Origin of the sequence: Sulfitobacter sp. 1A15258 (assembly GCF_043557045.1) — a bacterium.
In the GTDB taxonomy this organism is placed as follows: domain Bacteria; phylum Pseudomonadota; class Alphaproteobacteria; order Rhodobacterales; family Rhodobacteraceae; genus Sulfitobacter; species Sulfitobacter faviae.
Genome location: NZ_JBIFFK010000004.1, coordinates 127,031 through 143,613 on the forward strand (window position 1 = coordinate 127,031; position 16,583 = coordinate 143,613).

The 16,583-nt window shown below is 63.8% G+C and carries 18 protein-coding genes; 10 read left to right on the forward strand and 8 right to left on the reverse strand.

Going from position 1 to position 16,583, the window contains the following annotated elements; genetic code table 11:
• The first annotated feature begins 35 nt into the window (after positions 1-35).
• The 7 genes from ACGYK9_RS10175 (at position 36) to ACGYK9_RS10205 (ending at position 6,348) form a co-directional block, all read left to right on the forward strand.
• Entirely contained in the window at positions 36-833 is a 798-nt protein-coding gene (locus ACGYK9_RS10175) for a S49 family peptidase (RefSeq protein WP_394410588.1), read from the forward strand.
• 167 nt (positions 834-1,000) lie between these two features.
• A complete protein-coding gene (locus ACGYK9_RS10180; protein WP_394410585.1) occupies positions 1,001-1,960 on the forward strand; it encodes a calcium/sodium antiporter in 960 nt (319 codons plus the stop codon).
• Positions 1,961-1,972: 12 nt separating this feature from the next.
• Positions 1,973-2,752, forward strand: coding sequence for an SDR family oxidoreductase (locus ACGYK9_RS10185; RefSeq protein WP_394410582.1), 780 nt, complete (start codon positions 1,973-1,975; stop codon positions 2,750-2,752).
• A gap of 285 nt (positions 2,753-3,037) precedes the next feature.
• Positions 3,038-4,906 carry an excinuclease ABC subunit UvrC gene (uvrC, locus tag ACGYK9_RS10190; protein ID WP_394410579.1) on the forward strand — a complete coding sequence of 623 codons (1,869 nt, stop codon included), beginning with the start codon at positions 3,038-3,040 and terminating at the stop codon, positions 4,904-4,906.
• A gap of 84 nt (positions 4,907-4,990) precedes the next feature.
• Positions 4,991-5,656: a CDP-diacylglycerol--glycerol-3-phosphate 3-phosphatidyltransferase gene (pgsA, locus tag ACGYK9_RS10195; RefSeq protein ID WP_067265553.1), complete on the forward strand. Its 666-nt coding sequence runs from the start codon at positions 4,991-4,993 to the stop codon at positions 5,654-5,656.
• Positions 5,656-5,901 carry a molybdopterin converting factor subunit 1 gene (gene moaD / locus ACGYK9_RS10200; protein WP_209218317.1) on the forward strand — a complete coding sequence of 82 codons (246 nt, stop codon included), beginning with the start codon at positions 5,656-5,658 and terminating at the stop codon, positions 5,899-5,901. The genes pgsA and moaD overlap by 1 nt, the downstream gene beginning before the upstream one ends.
• Before the next feature lie 3 nt (positions 5,902-5,904).
• Positions 5,905-6,348 (forward strand): molybdenum cofactor biosynthesis protein MoaE, encoded by a 444-nt coding sequence (locus ACGYK9_RS10205; RefSeq protein ID WP_394410576.1) that lies wholly within the window; start codon positions 5,905-5,907, stop codon positions 6,346-6,348.
• Between the two features lie 9 nt (positions 6,349-6,357).
• Here ACGYK9_RS10205 and ACGYK9_RS10210 read toward each other — a convergent pair whose 3' ends face one another.
• The 4 genes from ACGYK9_RS10210 to ubiA are packed head-to-tail and all read right to left on the reverse strand — an operon-like array spanning position 6,358 to position 10,046.
• Entirely contained in the window at positions 6,358-6,753 is a 396-nt protein-coding gene (locus ACGYK9_RS10210) for a VOC family protein (RefSeq protein ID WP_394410573.1), read from the reverse strand.
• 23 nt (positions 6,754-6,776) lie between these two features.
• On the reverse strand, positions 6,777-7,100 hold the full coding sequence (locus tag ACGYK9_RS10215; RefSeq protein ID WP_007118939.1) for a hypothetical protein: 324 nt from the start codon (positions 7,098-7,100) through the stop codon (positions 6,777-6,779).
• Positions 7,087-9,012 carry an OmpA family protein gene (locus tag ACGYK9_RS10220; RefSeq protein WP_394410570.1) on the reverse strand — a complete coding sequence of 642 codons (1,926 nt, stop codon included), beginning with the start codon at positions 9,010-9,012 and terminating at the stop codon, positions 7,087-7,089. The genes ACGYK9_RS10215 and ACGYK9_RS10220 overlap by 14 nt, the downstream gene beginning before the upstream one ends.
• Positions 9,013-9,071: 59 nt before the next feature.
• Positions 9,072-10,046, reverse strand: a complete 975-nt coding sequence (gene ubiA, locus ACGYK9_RS10225; RefSeq protein WP_394410567.1) for a 4-hydroxybenzoate octaprenyltransferase — start codon at positions 10,044-10,046, stop codon at positions 9,072-9,074.
• A 12-nt stretch (positions 10,047-10,058) separates the two neighbouring features.
• Between ubiA and ACGYK9_RS10230 the strand changes: the two genes are divergently transcribed.
• The 3 genes from ACGYK9_RS10230 (at position 10,059) to ACGYK9_RS10240 (ending at position 12,792) form a co-directional block, all read left to right on the forward strand.
• The gene (locus ACGYK9_RS10230) at positions 10,059-10,778 is read left to right on the forward strand and encodes a 16S rRNA (uracil(1498)-N(3))-methyltransferase (protein WP_394410564.1); all 720 of its coding nucleotides are present in this window, start codon (positions 10,059-10,061) and stop codon (positions 10,776-10,778) included.
• Positions 10,779-10,794: 16 nt separating this feature from the next.
• Positions 10,795-11,325, forward strand: a complete 531-nt coding sequence (locus tag ACGYK9_RS10235) for a hypothetical protein (protein ID WP_067265571.1) — start codon at positions 10,795-10,797, stop codon at positions 11,323-11,325.
• Positions 11,326-11,421: 96 nt separating this feature from the next.
• Positions 11,422-12,792, forward strand: a complete 1,371-nt coding sequence (locus ACGYK9_RS10240) for a glutamate--cysteine ligase (protein ID WP_394410561.1) — start codon at positions 11,422-11,424, stop codon at positions 12,790-12,792.
• A 34-nt stretch (positions 12,793-12,826) separates the two neighbouring features.
• On the opposite strand, the gene plsY is transcribed toward ACGYK9_RS10240, so the two are convergent.
• The 4 genes from plsY to ACGYK9_RS10260 form a co-directional block, all read right to left on the reverse strand.
• A complete protein-coding gene (gene plsY, locus ACGYK9_RS10245) occupies positions 12,827-13,435 on the reverse strand; it encodes a glycerol-3-phosphate 1-O-acyltransferase PlsY (RefSeq protein ID WP_394410558.1) in 609 nt (202 codons plus the stop codon).
• Positions 13,435-14,715: a dihydroorotase gene (gene pyrC, locus ACGYK9_RS10250; RefSeq protein ID WP_394410555.1), complete on the reverse strand. Its 1,281-nt coding sequence runs from the start codon at positions 14,713-14,715 to the stop codon at positions 13,435-13,437. Before pyrC ends, plsY begins: the two co-directional genes overlap by 1 nt.
• 252 nt (positions 14,716-14,967) lie before the next feature.
• Positions 14,968-15,501, reverse strand: a complete 534-nt coding sequence (locus ACGYK9_RS10255) for a hypothetical protein (protein ID WP_394410552.1) — start codon at positions 15,499-15,501, stop codon at positions 14,968-14,970.
• A gap of 56 nt (positions 15,502-15,557) precedes the next feature.
• Positions 15,558-16,505 carry an aspartate carbamoyltransferase catalytic subunit gene (locus ACGYK9_RS10260; protein ID WP_067265620.1) on the reverse strand — a complete coding sequence of 316 codons (948 nt, stop codon included), beginning with the start codon at positions 16,503-16,505 and terminating at the stop codon, positions 15,558-15,560.
• Positions 16,506-16,583: the final 78 nt, after the last annotated feature.

Here is a 16,583-nt window from a genome sequence, read left to right on the forward strand (position 1 = left end):
TTGTTTGCGCGGGGTGGGCGTTCTACATGGAGGGCATGAGAATTCGGCTGCCCTTCCTGAAAGCCCCGCCCAGCGTTTCCGTAATCCGGCTTTCCGGCATGATCAGCGCGCAGGGCCGCGCGGTGTTGAACGATGCCACCATGGGTCCGGTCATCGAAAAGGCTTTTGCCAAGGGCAAGCCCGCCGCTGTCGCCTTGGAAATCAACTCCCCCGGTGGCAGCCCGGTGCAATCGTCGTTGATCGGCGCGCGCATCCGGCGGCTGTCCGAGGAAAAGAACATTCCCGTCATCGCCTTCGTCGAGGATGTGGCCGCTTCGGGCGGCTATTGGCTGGCGGCGGCAGCGGATGAGATCTACGCGGACCCAAGCTCGGTCGTCGGCTCCATCGGGGTGATCTCGGCCTCCTTCGGGGTGCATGAGTTCATCCGCGATCATGGGGTCGAGCGGCGGGTCTATACGGCAGGGCAGAGCAAATCCATGCTCGACCCGTTCCGCCCGGAAAACCCCGAAGATGTCGCCCGGCTGAAGGTGCTGCTTGAAGACATCCATGAGAACTTCATCGACCATGTGAAGACCCGCCGGGCGGGCAAGCTGCCCGAGGGGCAAGACCTCTTCACCGGAGAAATTTGGCTGGCGAAACGCGCCGCCGAACTGGGGCTGATCGACGGGATCGGCCATTTGAAACCACTGCTGAAAGAGCGCTTTGGCGACAAGGTCAGGCTGCGCCGCTATGGCGTGAAACGCGGGCTGTTGTCGCGTTTTGGCGTTCAGATGATGCAGGACGCGGTGCAGGGCATAGAGGAACGCGCGGCCTTCGCGCGGTTTGGACTCTAGCCCATGGTTTTCAAGATCGTCCTGCTGTTTCTGGTGGCCATGGGCCTATTGGCTTGGTTTGGAAAAATGCATTGGCTGGGGGGCAAGCGCCTGACCCGGTCTAAATGCCGTGACTGCGGACGTTACCGCATTGGCAAAGGCGATTGTGCCTGTAAGGGAGGGCGTTGATGCTGATGCCATGGCTACTTTCGGGGCTTGGCCTCGTGATCCTGCTGTTTGCGGGGGATGCGCTGGTGAAGGGGGCGGTGAACCTGTCGCTGCGCCTTGGGGTGCCTGCGTTGATCGTCAGCCTGACCATCGTGGCCTTTGGCACTTCGGCGCCGGAGTTGCTGATCTCGGTCAAGGCGATTTTGGACGGGGTGCCGGGGCTGGCGCTTGGTAATGTCGTGGGGTCGAATACGGCCAATATCCTGATGGTGCTGGGCATTCCGGCGCTTTTGGCGACGATGCACACCTCGGAATGCAGCACCCGCAAGACCTATAACCAGATGATCGCGGCCTCGCTCTTGTTCATCGCGCTGGCCTTCCGCGGCGTCTTTGACTGGATCGCCGGGCTGATCCTGCTCGCCGGTCTGGCCTATATGCTTTTCGACGCTTTCCGCGATGCCAAGGACCACCGCCACGCCTGCCGCAGCGGCGCGGCAGAGGATGAGGAAGAGCCCGAAGGCGCAGACCCCGATATGGCGGGTTGGCAGATCGCGATGTTCCTGATCCTCGGGCTGATCGGCCTGCCCTTGGGGGCGAGCCTTTTGGTGGATAACGCCACGATCATCGCCCAGACCTATGGGGTCAGTGATACGGTGATCGGCCTGACGCTGGTGGCCGTGGGTACGTCGCTGCCTGAGCTTGCGACCACGGTGATGGCGGCGCTGCGCCGTCAGGCGGATGTGGCGCTTGGCAATGTGATCGGCTCCAACATGTTCAACCTGCTGGCGATCATCGGCATTGCGAGCCTTGTCGGTCCGATCTCGGTCGACGAAGCCTTCTTGCGGATCGACCTTTGGGTGATGTTGGGCGCGTCGCTCTTGCTGGTCCCCTTTGTCTATCTGGGGCGGGATATCACCCGGCTTTGGGGCGTGGTGCTGAGCGCGCTTTACGGGCTTTATTTGTTTATCATCCTGATCTGAGGAGGGCAGCAGATGCGGCGGGCATTGGTGACCGGAGCCGGGCAACGTCTGGGCCGTGCCATGGCGCTCTACCTCGGGCAGCGCGGCTTTGATGTGGCGGTGCATTTTGCCACCTCGCGTGCCGGGGCTGAGGCGACCGTCGCCGAGATTGCGGCCATGGGCCGTAGTGCTGTGGCTCTGCAAGCCGACCTTCTCGACGACAGCGCAGCCGCGGCGCTTCTGCCCCGCGCGGCGGATGCGCTCGGTGGGCCGATCACCTGCCTTGTGAACAACGCCTCGATTTTTGAGCAGGACGATATCGCCAGCGCCACGCGCGAAAGTTGGGATCGCCATATGGGCAGCAACCTGCGCGCGCCCTTCGTCTTGACGCAGGCGATGGCGGGGCAGGGGCTGAGGCCCAAGACCGACGCCGCGGAAGAGCCGCGTGCCAGTGGTTTGATCGTCAACATGCTGGATCAGCGGGTGCGCAACCTGACGCCGGAATTCACCACCTATACGATCGCCAAGATGGGCCTATGGGCGATGACGCGCACCACCGCGCAGGCGCTGGCCCCCGCGATCCGCGTGAATGGCATCGGGCCCGGCCCGACCCTGCAAGGCCCGCATCAAGACTCCGATGACTTTTCCGCGCAGCGCCGCGGCACAGTTCTGGGCCGCGGCGCGAACCCCGAGGATATCACGGCGGCACTGGGGTATTTCATCGATTCGCCGGGGGTCACGGGGCAGCTTATCTGCACCGATGGCGGAGAGCATTTGCAATGGGAAACAAGCCCTAAAAGCCCCCGAGACTGACGCGCATGCGGGAAGTTTTGCACGTCCTTAACCTATGTAACCAAAGTGTTACCGAAACCCTTTTGTTTTCAGAGGCTTGTTTCATGGTAAACAAAAGAATGAACGAAATCAGGATATTATGGGCGCGCCTAAAAATTAGGCAAATCAGCGAACCATGTTAAAAACAAAGAGAAATCCAAGATGCCCAGAAGTTATCGGCAGAGTTATCCACATGTTTGGTGGACATGTTAAAGCTTGCCCCCATTGCCGTCCTATTGCAGCGAAGCACGAGAATCAGCGCCTGAGATGACCACGCCCAACGACAGCCCTCCGCCGCAAGGCCGCAAGGTGATTCAAGCCTATCTGAAGTCGCTCGATTCCTCGCCGGGCGTCTATCGGATGCTCGATTCGGAAAGCCGCGTGCTCTATGTCGGCAAGGCGCGGAACCTGCGGGCGCGGGTGTCGTCCTACGCGCGGCCCACGGGGCATTCGGCGCGTATCTCGCGAATGATCGCCAATACCGCTTCGATGATGTTCCTGACCACCAAGACCGAGACCGAGGCGCTGCTGCTCGAACAGAACCTGATCAAGCAGCTCAAGCCCAAGTTCAACGTGCTGCTGCGCGACGACAAGAGCTTTCCCAATATCCTTGTCACCGCCGATCACGACTACCCTCAGATCAAGAAACACCGCGGCGCGAAAAAGGAGAAGGGCAGCTATTATGGCCCCTTCGCCAGCGCGGGCGCGGTGAACCGGACGCTGAACCAACTGCAACGGGTGTTCCTGCTGCGGGACTGTTCCAACGCGATGTTCGACAGCCGCACGCGGCCCTGTTTGCAGCATCAGATTAAGCGCTGCTCCGCCCCCTGCGTCGGCAAAATCTCGGCCGAGGATTACCGCGAGACCGTGCGCGATGCCGAGCGGTTTCTAAGTGGCAAATCGACGGATATTCAGGGCCGTTTGGCGCGGGACATGGAAGAGGCGTCAGAGGCGATGGAGTTCGAACGCGCCGCCGCCCTGCGCGACCGGATCAAGGCGCTGACGCAGGTTCAGACCGCCCAAGGCATTAATCCGCAGGGGGTGAACGAGGCCGACATTATCGCGCTGCATATGGAAAGCGGTCAGGCCTGCGTGCAGGTCTTCTTTATCCGCGCCAACCAGAACTGGGGCAACCACGACTATTACCCCCGGATCGGGAGCGAGATCGACGCCGCCGAGGTGCTGGAGGCCTTCATCGGCCAGTTCTACGACACCCGCGAGCCGCCGCGGCAGTTGATCCTCAGCAATGAGATCGAGAACCCAGATCTGATGGCCGAGGCGCTGAGCGGCAAACTGGGCCGTAAGGTCGAACTGCTGGTGCCGAAACGGGGTGAGAAGGCCGAACTGGTCGACGGAGCCCTGCGCAATGCGCGCGAAAGCCTCGCCCGCAAGATGGCTGAGACGGCCACGCAGACCAAGCTGTTGCAGGGGCTGGCCGATGCCTTCGACCTGCCCAAGCCGCCGCAGCGGATCGAGGTTTACGACAACTCGCATATCCAAGGCGCCAATGCCGTCGGCGCGATGATCGTGGCGGGGCCGGAAGGCATGATGAAAAACCAGTACCGCAAGTTCAACATCCGCGGCGATGACCTGACCCCGGGCGATGACTTCGGCATGATGAAAGAGGTGCTGCACCGCCGGTTCAAACGGCTTATCAAAGAAGACCCGGACCGCAGCCGCGGCCTTTGGCCCGATCTGCTGCTGATCGACGGCGGCGCGGGGCAGGTGAGCGCCGTGGCCTCTATCATGGCGCAGCATGGGGTCGAGGATATTCCCATGGTGGGCGTCGCCAAGGGCATCGACCGCGACGCGGGCAAGGAAGAGTTCCACCGCGTCGGCAAGCGCCCCATGGCGCTGCGCCACAACGATCCGGTGCTTTATTTCGTGCAGCGCCTGCGGGATGAGGCGCACCGTTTCGCCATCGGCACCCACCGTGCCAAACGGGCCAAGGGGGTCAGCGCCACACCGCTCGACGATGTGCCGGGCGTCGGCGCTGCGCGCAAGCGTGCGCTGCTGGCGCATTTCGGTTCGGCCAAGGCGGTAAGCCGCGCGAACCTCAGCGATCTCAAAGCGGTCGAGGGCGTATCGGATGCGCTGGCTGAGACGATCTACGGCTATTTCCATGAAAAAGGCTAGGGGGGCGGCCCCGTGGTGGCGACGGCCCGCAGGCGGGGCGGTTTCGTCCTTTCAGCCACGAACGGCGCAAGATAGGATAACGTCATGAAATGGAATTTGCCCAATATCCTGACACTGCTCAGGCTGGTCGCGGCCCCCGGTGTGGCGGTCATGTTTCTCTATTTTACGCGCCCCTATGCCGATTGGTTCGCCCTGCTGCTCTTTGTCGGGGCGGCGGTGACGGATTGGTTTGATGGCTACCTTGCCCGCGCTTGGGCGCAGGAAACCAAACTCGGCGCCATGCTCGACCCGATTGCCGACAAGGCGATGGTGGTGATCGCGCTGATGGTGATCGTCGCCTTCTCAAGCTGGTCGCCGTGGTTGGTGTTGCCCGCCACGCTGATCTTGTTTCGCGAGGTCTTTGTCTCGGGCCTGCGGGAGTATTTGGGCGATGTCGCCGGCACGTTGAAGGTGACTCAACTGGCCAAGTGGAAGACGACATTGCAGATGATCGCCATCGCCGTGCTGTTTTCGCAAGGCGTGTTCGAACATTACCTCGGGATGAGCGTTTTCGGGATGGACCAGCAGATGATCGAAGCGATCCTTGATGGCGAGGTCGAAGATCATCTCGGGCTGGGCTGGAAACTCGCCGGGATGGAATGGGCCGGGCTGCTGGGGCTGGCGCTCTTGTGGGTCGCCGCCGTGCTGACCGCCATCACCGGCTTTGACTATCTGCGCAAGGCGCTGCCGCATCTGAAGGAGCCACGCTAATGGATGTTTTGTATTTCGCATGGGTCCGCGAGCGCATCGGCCTGCCCCGCGAACGGGTCGAGAGCCAAGCCGCCACGGTGGCCGAATTGGTCGAAGAATTGCGGGGCCGGGAGGAGCGCTACGAAGTGGCCTTTTCCGACCTTTCCGCGCTGCGGGTCGCCGTGGATCAGGAACTGACCGATTTCGACGCCCCACTGCAAGGCGCGCGCGAGGTGGCCTTCTTCCCCCCAATGACCGGGGGCTGAGCGATGCGCGTCTTGGTGCAGGAAGCGCCCTTTGATCTGGGTGAGGAAGCCGCGCGCTTTGCCAAGGGCGAGGGGAGCAGCGGCGCGATCGTGACCTTTACCGGCGTGGTGCGCGACAATGATGCGGGCACGTTGAGCGCGATGGAAATCGAGCATTACCCCGGGATGACCGAAAAGGCCCTGCGCGAGATCGCGCAGCAAGCGATGGCGCGGTTCGATTTGCAGGATGCGCTGGTGATCCACCGTTACGGGCGTCTGGTGCCCGGGGAGCAGATCATGATGGTCGCCACAGCCGCGCGGCACCGCCGCCATGCGTTCGAGGCGGCGGATTTCCTGATGGATTACCTCAAATCCCGCGCGCCCTTTTGGAAGCGCGAGATCACGGCAGAGGGGGACACTTGGGTCGCCGCGAAAGACGAAGACGAGGCCGCGTTGGCGCGTTGGTGAGCCTTGGGCTCAGGCGAAGCGCCCGCCTTTTTCGATGACTTCGATCTGGTAGCCATCGGGGTCTGCCACGAAAAAGAACTTCGCTACGGTCTCTCCGGCGGGGCGGAAATCAACGATCTCGCGCGGGGTGGCACCGGCTTTGATCGCGGTCTCGCGCGCCGCTTCAAGGTCGTCGACCACGAATGCCAGATGGCCATAGCCGTCGCCCAGATCGTAAGGGGTCTCGCGGTCCTTGTTGAGGGTCAATTCCAGCTCGAAGGCGCCCGTGGCGTCGCGCAGGTAAATCAGGGTGAAACTGTCGAAATCCAGACGGTCCGCGATTTTCAGACCGAACACGTCTTCGTAGAATTTCACCGATGCCGCCTCATCAAAGACACGGATCATGGAGTGGGCGAGTTTGGCCATGGCAGGGCTCCGAAGGTCTGGGGTTAGGCTTTCTGACGTTCGATATAGGCGCGCATTTCCTCGGCCTCATGGCGGGCGTCGCGCAGCCCGTCCATCGCGGCGCGCAGCTCGGCCTCGGTCTGGGCCAGTTGGTTGGTCAACTCGGCCTCGCGCTGTTGCAGATAGGTGATCGCCTGATCGCGGGTTTCCTCGGCCTCATGCAGCTCTTGGCTCATCCGGTCCAGCTGGGCCACATCATCGGCGGCCACGCGGGTAAAGCGGTTCAGCAGCCAATTGGCGAACCATCCCATGCAGAAGGCCACGAAAAGAATGATGGCTGTTGCCAGGACAAACTCAGTTCTGCTCATCACCGCTGCCTTCTTCGGTTTCGTCGGATTCCCCGATCTCTTCTGCCGTGGTATCGCCCGTTTCTTCAGCAGATTCCAGCGCTGTTTCGTCCTCGGGGGTCTCGGCCTCGGGCTGGATCAGGCGGAATTCGATGCGGCGGTTGGCTTCGCGACCCTCTTCGGTCTTGTTGTCTGCGATGGGGTTTTCCTCGCCATAGCCTTTGGCCACGAAGGAGGAGGTCAGCACCCGGCGCGCGCGTAATTCGTTCAAAACCGATTCCGCGCGGCTTTGCGAGAGTGACAGGTTCATCGATTCGCGGCCCTGACTGTCGGTGTAGCCCTGAATCTCCAGCCGGATGTCGCCGCAGTTTTTCAGCACCTCGGCGATATCGTCCATCGTCCCGAGCGCGGAGGCGTCGATCGTGGCGCTGCCCGGCTCAAAGGTGATCTTGCCGATCTTCAGGATTTCGCGAATTTCGGCTTCGCATTCTTGGGGTGTCGGCAGACCCGCGATGGGGTCGAGCTTTTCTTGATAGGTGATGTCGATGCTGTAATCCGCCCCTTCGCCCAGCTTATCGGCCAAGAGCGAGGCGACGGTGGTATTGGCGTCTTTGTTGCCGGTGTTACCCATCACCTCAAGCCGGTCCGGGGTGACTTTGACAGAGCCATTGGCGAGGGAGGCCATGGCCTCAAGCCCGGTCAGAACGCGGGTGGCCCAATCGCCCGGCAGGGTCTCGTCCAGCCGCGCGGCGGTATAGACGTTGGCCGAGCCGAAATGCGATTTCGCGTAGCTGTCGGCCAGATCGCGCAGCCCCTCGGTCGAGAGCCGCCCACGCAGTTGCACCTGCCCCTCGGGCGAGAGGGTCGCGGTGAACTCGGGCGGGCCTGCGTCGGGGTCTTCGACTTTGGGCAGTTTCGCGGTCAGGGCGAAAACATCCGGAAGGGCGTTTTCCAACTCCCCCACGACGCGGTCGAATGTGGTGGACTCGGTGCCCGGCGCGGCCAGCAGGGTGATATCCGCATCGGCAAAAGAGATGCTGCCTTGGCCCAGGCGGCGCAGCGCGTCGATGGTCAGCGCCACGGCGCGGCCCCAGTTCGGGCTGGGCACGCCCAGACCGATGGTGCAATCGGCGCTCTCAGGCGCCCCGGCGGTGATGCCCGCTTTCAAGATACGGTCGGCGGCGGCTTCGGTATCGGCAGAGCAGGCATCGAAACGCGCGCCTTCCGCGTCGATCTCAAACCGCAGGGTGAAGGGCGTGATCACCGGGCGCGGCGCCGCGATATCCAGCCGCAGCCGCAGGCTGGGCGGGGCGGCGCGTTGCAGTTTACGTTCCATCTGCGCCTTGGCGGCGGCGCTGTCGGCGATGGCGGTGATGGTCACGCGCCCCGCATCAACCGAGGCTTTAGCCCGGGGCAGGTCGGCCATCGCCTGCACGGCAAAGCTCAGCGCGTCTTCCCAGCCTTCGGGGGCGGGATAATCTGCGGATTCCAAAAGGTCGGTGACCGAGGCGTCGCCCGCCATGTCGCCAAAGGCGTCGATCACCGCCTCGCGGTCGGTGCTGGTGGGGATCAGGCCGATGATCGAGATGCCCGCGTCATTGCGCAGCACCTCGGCAGAGAAACGCGGCGGGGCGATGCCGGATTGGGCCTCGACCTCCATTTCGTCGATGACGCGGGCGGCGTCGACCACGGTGCCTGCGGTCGACAGGGCGCGAAAGCGCACGGCCTCGGTCGGCGCAATCCCGGCGAGGGTGACCTGCAAGCCATCGGCCTGCACTTCGGCCCATGTCATGCCCTGCGCGTCCAGCGCGTCACGCACGCCGATTTCCGAGGTGTCTTCGATCAGTTGCACCGAAAAGCTCGCCGCCACCAGAGAGACCACCGCTGCGGCTGCAAAGGTCAGGGCGATCGTGAAAATGGCGGAGAGGCGCATGGGCGGACTTCTGATTGTTAAGCTTGCGACTTGATACGCGCGTCCTGCCGGGGGTGCAATCAGGCCAGCAAGCTTGCCGCGAAAAACAACAGCGGGATCATGCCGGTATCGCGGTTGGCCCGGAAGAGCTGCAAGAGCTTGGCGTTGTCCTTGGTATCCAAGCCGCGCAGCTGCCACGCCATATGCCATCCCATCGCCCAAGGCCCGCCAAGGGCCAGCGCCAGCGCCAGCACCGAGGCTTGGGGCAGCCCGGCATAGATCACGGCAATCCCCATCAGCCCCACCGTGGCCATCAGGAAGCGCCGCAGCCATTTGCCGGAATTCTCACCAAAGAGCCGTGCGGTGGATTTCACGCCGATCAGCGCGTCATCCTCGGCATCCTGATGGGCATAGATCGTGTCATAGAACAGCGTCCAAGCGATGCCCGCGAAGTAGAGCACCACGGCAGGCGCATGCAGCGTGCCCGCATGGGCCGTCCAAGCCAGCATGGCGCCCCAGTTGAAGGCGAGGCCCAGAAAGACCTGCGGCCACCAAGTGAAGCGTTTGGCAAAGGGGTAGACCGCCACCGGCAAAAGCGCCAGCACGCCCATGGCGATGGCCGCTTGGTTGAAGGACAACAGGATCAGCAGCGCCAGCAGCATCTGCCCCACCATCCATGCCAGCGCCTGTTTCACTGATACCGCGCCCGAGGGGATGGGCCGCAGCCGGGTGCGGGCGACCTTGCCGTCGATATGCCGGTCGGTGATGTCGTTCCATGTGCAACCCGCACCGCGCATCAGGAAAGCACCGATGCCGCAGCCTGCGAAGATCCACAGATCCTCCCACCGCGGCGACTGGTCGAAGAGGATCGCAAGGCCCAGCCCCCACCAGCAGGGAAGTAGCAACAGCCATGTGCCAATGGGCCGATCCGCGCGGCTCAGCCGCAGGTAGGGGCGCAGCCCCGCCGGGGCGTGACGGTCGACCCAATTGTCGGCCACCGCATCGGCAACAGGCGCATCGGGCGTAGCATCTGGCGAAGGCGGCTGGTTGTGCATATATCTGGCCCTATGAACGCGAAAATCAGATTGTATGTAGATCAGCCCTTGGGGCAGGGGCAAACGGTTCCTTTGGCGCGCGAGCAGGCGCATTACCTCTTTGGGGTGATGCGGCTCACGGTCGGGGCCGGGGTGCTTTTGTTCAACGGGCGCGATGGCGAATGGCTGGCCGAGGTCGCCGAGGCGGGCAAACGCGGCGGGGTGCTGACCTGTGTCGAACAGACCCGGCCTTTGCAAATGCCGCCGGATCTATGGCTGCTCTTTGCCCCGATCAAAAAGACCCGCACCGATTTCATTGTCGAGAAAGCGGCTGAGATGGGGGCCTCGCGCATCGTGCCGGTGATGACCGAATTTACCAATGCAGGCCGCGTGCAGCGGCCGCGCCTACAGGCCCATGCGGTTGAGGCGGCAGAGCAATGCGGCGGCACCTATGTGCCGGAAGTGGCCGAGGCTGAGAAGCTGGGGCGGCTGCTGGACCAGTGGGACAGCAGCCGTCAGATCATGTTCTGCGATGAGGCTTTGGCCGGGGAAAGCGGTGCGCTGCCCACAGGCGCGCAGGGGCCATGGGCCATCCTGATCGGTCCCGAAGGCGGCTTTTCCGAGGGCGAGCGCAAACGGCTGCACAGTTTCGATCACGCCCATGCGGTCACGCTCGGCCCGCGCATCCTGCGGGCCGATACGGCGGCCGTGGCGGCGATGACCATGTGGCAGCAGGCTTTGGGAGATTGGTGATGCAAAGGGTGGCCCGATGAGTTTCCTGCGCCAAGGCGCCCGCGACCAGCTTTGGCGCTGGCGCGAAGCGATTGTCGGCGGCGGGCTGATGGGCCTTGGCCTCTGGCTCGTGGCGGGGCCGGGGTTCCTGCTGGCGGTGCCGGGCTATGCGGCGCTGGCGGGCGGTGCCGCGCTGATCTGGCTTGGCGTGCAACGCGCGCGTTTTCGCGGGCAGGGCGATGGCGCGGGCGCGGTGCAGGTTGTCGAGGGGCAGATCACCTATTTCGGCCCGCTGACGGGTGGGACGGTGGCGCTGCGCGAATTGCAGCGGCTGAGCCTTGACCGGCAGATGTTTCCGGCCCATTGGCGGCTTGAGCCGCGCGACGATGAGACGCCCCTGTTGATCCCGGTGAACGCCGCAGGCTCCGAGGCGCTGTTTGATGCTTTCGCCGCCCTGCCGGGCCTGCGCACCGAGAGGATGCTCTTTGAGCTACGCAAGACCCGCCATGACGCCGTTGTGATCTGGGAGCGCGCGCCGCTGCGCCCGGCGCATGTCTTGCTGCATTGACAGCCCCGGCAAATCCGCCCATCCCTGCTAGACGCGACGCCACGTCGACAACTTAGAAGACACCCAAGACGATCCTTCAAAACGGAGCCCTCGCATATGTCCATTCCTCAATCCGGCGGCGGCCCGATCGAACATCACGACCAGATGGCGCAGTATCTGGCGGACGGCTGCAAGCCGCGCGAGCAGTGGCGCATCGGCACCGAGCATGAGAAGTTCGGCTATTGCAAGGACACTCTCAAACCGCTCCCCTATGAGGGGGAACGCTCGATCCGGGTGATGCTGGAAGGGCTGCGCGACCGCCACAATTGGTCCCCTGTCGAAGAGGGTGGCAAGCTGATCGGGCTTGAGAAAGACGGGGCCAACATCAGCCTTGAGCCGGGCGGCCAGTTGGAACTCTCGGGCGCCCCTGTCGAGACCATTCACGAGACCTGCGACGAGGTGAACACCCACCTGCGCGAGGTGAAAGACGTGGCCGATGAGATCGGCGTCGGTTTCATCGGTCTGGGGGCCGCGCCCGAATGGTCGCATGAGCAGATGGATCTGATGCCCAAGGGCCGTTACAAGTTGATGGACGGCTATATGCAGAAGGTCGGCACCATGGGCACCACAATGATGCGCCGCACCTGCACCGTTCAGGTCAACCTCGACTTCGCGAGTGAAGCCGACATGGTGCAGAAGATGCGCGTCGCCGTGGCGATGCAGCCCATCGCCAATGCGCTCTTCGCCAATTCGCCTTTCCTTGACGGCAAGCCCAATGGTGTGAAGTCGACCCGCGGGCTGGTCTGGCGCAATCTGGACGATGCGCGCACCGGCATGATCCCCTTCGTCTTTGACGAGAGCTTTGGCTTCGAGGCTTGGGTGCAATACGCGCTCGATGTGCCGATGTATTTCGTCTACCGCGACGGCAAATATATCGACGCGCTTGGCCAGTCCTTCCGCGATTTCCTGAAAGGCGAGTTGCCCGCGCTGCCCGGCGAGAAGCCGACGCTGAGCGATTGGGCCGACCACCTGACCACGCTCTTCCCCGAGGCGCGGGTCAAGAAGTTTATCGAGATGCGCGGCGCCGATGGCGGTCCGTGGCGGCGGCTTTGTGCCCTGCCGGCCTTCTGGGTGGGGTTGATGTATGACCAAAGCGCCTTGGATGGGGCATGGGATTTGGTCAAAGGCTGGGATGCCGAGACACGGGAAGAATTGCGCATCGCCGCCTCTACCCACGGCCTTCAGGCCGAGGTGGGCGGGCTCAAGATGCATGATCTGGCGCGGGAGGCCGTGGCCCTGTCAGAGGCGGGGCTGAAAGCCCGCGCCCGTCCCGGCGCCGGTGGGCTGGTGCCGGATGAGACGCATTTCCTCAACGCCCTGCGCGACAGTATCGAGACGGGCCGCGTGCCCGCCGACGATCTGTTGGCGGATTACCACGGCCCATGGAACGGCGATCTGAGCCGTATCTACGCGGAATATTCCTACTGAACGGGAAAGAGGATGATGCCGCCCTCGGGCGGTGTCAGCCTTTCTGGCCGATCCGCGATTCCGTACCTGCACGAATCCGGCGGATGTTGTCGCGGTGCCGCCAAAAGATCAGCAGCGTCAGGGCGATGCCCAAGAGCAGCATTTCCCCGTAGCCGAGAAACACCAGCAAAAAGGTCGAGCTTGCCGCCGCCGCCAGTGCGGAAAGCGACGAGATGCGCGAGACTGCCGCCGTAATCAGCCAGACCGCGCAGCAAGCCAGCCCAACCGGCCATGCCAGCGCGAGCATGAGCCCCAGAAAAGTCGCCACACCCTTGCCACCGCGAAAGCCCAGCCAGACCGGGTAGCAGTGGCCGATCATCGCACCAAGCGCCGCCGCCTGCGCCGCATCTTCGCCCGCAAAGGCACGGGCCAGCAAAACGGCCACGGCCCCTTTGGCCCCGTCCAGCACCAGCGTCAGCGCCGCCGCTTTTTTGTTGCCGGTGCGCAGCACGTTGGTTGCCCCGATGTTGCCCGATCCGATGCTGCGCAGGTTGCCCAGCCCCATCACCCGTGCCAGCAACATGCCAAAGGCGATAGAGCCGATGACATAGCCTGCCAGCGCCCAGAAAAGGATCAATTCGACGGAAGTCTCGAGTGGGGGCATCAATTCGCCTCGTAAACGCAGGAACCTGCTACATAAGTTGCCACGACCTTACCCTGCATCCGCATCCCGTCAAAGGGCGTGTTGCGGGATTTCGATCGCAGCGTCGCGCGGTCCAGCACGAAGGGCGCGTCGGGGTTGAACAGCACCATATCCGCAGGCGCCCCCACGGCAATCCGCCCGCCGGGCAGGCCGAGGCGTTTGGCCGGGTTCAGCGACAGCGCACGCCAGAGCGTGGGCAGGTCCATCATCTCGGCATGGACCAGACGCATCGCGGCGGGCAGCAGCGTCTCTAGCCCCACTGCGCCGCTGGCGGCCTCCTCGAAGGGCAGGCGTTTGCTCTCTTCGTCCTGCGGGGTGTGCATGGAGCAGATGATGTCGATCAGGCCGCTGGCCACGGCTTCGACCACGGCAAGGCGGTCTTCCTCATCGCGCAGCGGGGGTTTCACCTTGAAGAAGGTGCGGTAGTCGGCCACGTCGAGCGCGTTCAGCGTCAGGTGGTGGATGCCGACACCGGCGGTGATGTCGAGCCCGTTGCGCTTGGCGCGTTCCAGCGCGGGCAGGGCGCGGGCGGTGGTGATCTGATCCGCGTGGTAGCGCGCGCCGGTCATCTCAATGAGGGCAATGTCACGGTCCAGCCCCATCCGCTCGGCCATGGGTGAGACGGCAGGCAAGCCGCGCAATGAGGCGAATTTGCCAGAGGTGACGGTCGCCCCCTTGCTCAGCCCCGGATCCTGTGGGTGGGCGATGACCAGCGCGCCGAGGCTGCGGGCATATGTCAGCGCGCGGGAGAAGACCTTGGTATCCGTCACCACGCGGCCGCAATCGGTGAAGGCCGCGGCACCTGCGTCCATCAGGAAACCGATCTCGGTCATCTCGCGCCCTTCGCGGCCCTTGGTCAGCGCGGCCATGGGCACGACGTTCACCGGTGCCGCCTCATTGGCGCGGCGGGTGACGAATTCGAGCGTCTCGGGGCTGTCGATTGCCGGATCGGTGTCGGGGCGCGTGACCATGGTGGTTACCCCGCCCGCCGCCGCGGCAAGGCCCGCAGAGCGGTAGCTTTCCTTGTGCCGCTCGCCCGGTTCGCAAACTTTGACGCCGATGTCGACGATACCGGGGGCGAGGATATGACCGCCGCAATCGACCAGTTCCGCGCCCTCGAGCGCTGTGGCCCCATCGGCCAGCACCTCGGCAATCACCCCGTTGCGGACCAGAACCGCAGCAGGCTCAAGCGTGCCAGCCTGAGGGTCGAGAAGGCGCAGATTGGTGAAGAACTGGGTCATGGGCGGGCCTTTGGTGCGATAGCGGATGCGCCGCTGTCATGCCCCAAATTGCCCCCCAAACCAAGCGGTCTTTTGGGCGCGGGCGTGGCGCACGCGCCGCTAGCCGCCAATCCAAATCATCAGCCCGACCACGCCAAAGGCCACCAAAAGGGCGACCATGGCGATACGGCCGGACATTTTCGGATCGTGTTCAGGTTCTTGCATGGGCCAGATGTAGCCCGCCAGCCCCAAGGGTGCCAGCGGTTTTCGCGCTTAGGCCAGCAGCCACCAGATGATCAGTAGGATCAGTACGGCCACGGCGACGATCACCATGGTCTTGCCGCCGCCCCCCTTGGCGGGCTCGGACGGGGCGACGCGGGGGATGCCGGTGTAGGGCTGGGCGGCTTCGGCCTCCATCGCCTGCACCGATGTGTCAGGGCCGCCTTCGGTATAGGTGCCGATATGGGTCAGCGCCGGGATCGGAGCCAGTTGCAGCGACTGCCCGGCGAAGGCGCGGGAGTAGACGATCATTACCCAACCGTCGAGCGCGGCAAGCTTGCTGCGGTCCGTCTCAATCTGGTCGGGGTTCACGCCATTGCCGTCGCGCAGATAGCCCGCAAGCCCCAGTTGATCGAGGTCGGCCACCCGGAAGACCTCTGTATAGGCCGCGTCGATCCGCTCGACCCCGAGAGCCGCGGACTGAGCGGTCTCATCATCGCGCATCGCCCGCGCTTCGGCATCCGAGAGGGAGAGGGCATAGACGCGGACCTTGCCAGCTTCTTGCGGGGCGACTTCTGTATGGGGCATGACGGCTTCCTTTGACTGTTCTCAGGAAAACGCCGCTTGGCCCGTCGGGGTTCCGGTCAGGCCGCGCCGGGTTGGGCGGCGATGTGGTTGCGCGCCAGCAGGTCCATCGCGGCCATGCGCACGGCGACGCCCATCTCGACCTGATCCTGAATGACGGAACGGTTGATGTCGTCGGCCAAGGTGCCGTCAATCTCCACCCCGCGGTTCATCGGGCCGGGGTGCATGACGATGGCATCGGGGCTGGCATGGGCGAGCTTTTCAGCGTCCAACCCGTAGCGGTGATAATACTCGCGCTCCGACGGGATAAAGCCGCCGTCCATCCGCTCTTTCTGAAGCCGCAGCATCATCACCACGTCGACGCCTTCGAGACCCTTTTTCATGTCGTCGAAGACCTCGACGCCGAACTGGTCGATCTGGCTCGGCATCAGGGTCGGCGGGCCGACAAGGCGGATGCGGTTTTCCATCTTGCCCAGCAAGAGGATGTTCGACCGCGCCACACGGCTATGCGCGATGTCGCCGCAGATGGCGATGCTGAGCCGGTGCAGCCGCCCCTTGGCGCGGCGGATCGTCAGCGCGTCCAGCAGCGCCTGCGTGGGGTGTTCGTGCCGCCCGTCGCCTGCGTTCAGCACGGCGCAATTCACCTTTTGGGCCAGCAGGTCCACCGCGCCGGACTGGGGGTGCCGTACCACCAGCAGATCGGGGTGCATGGCGTTCAGCGTCATCGCCGTGTCGATCAGCGTCTCACCCTTTTTGATCGAGCTGGCCTGCATCGCCATATTCATCACATCCGCGCCAAGGCGTTTGCCCGCGATCTCGAAACTCGCCTGCGTGCGGGTGGAGTTCTCGAAAAACATGTTGATCTGCGTCAGCCCGCGCAGCGCGTCGGAATGTTTGTTCGGCTGGCGGTTCCGGTCGGCATAGGTGTCGGCCAAGTCCAGAAGGGTGGTAATGTCGGATTGCGAGAGCTGCTCGATGCCAAGCAGGTGGCGATGGGCGAATGACATGGTGGCGATCCCTTCTGCTGTTGCCGCCTTATAGGCGCGGGTGGCTTGGCGCGTAAAGCGCAGCGATAGGGCATTTCG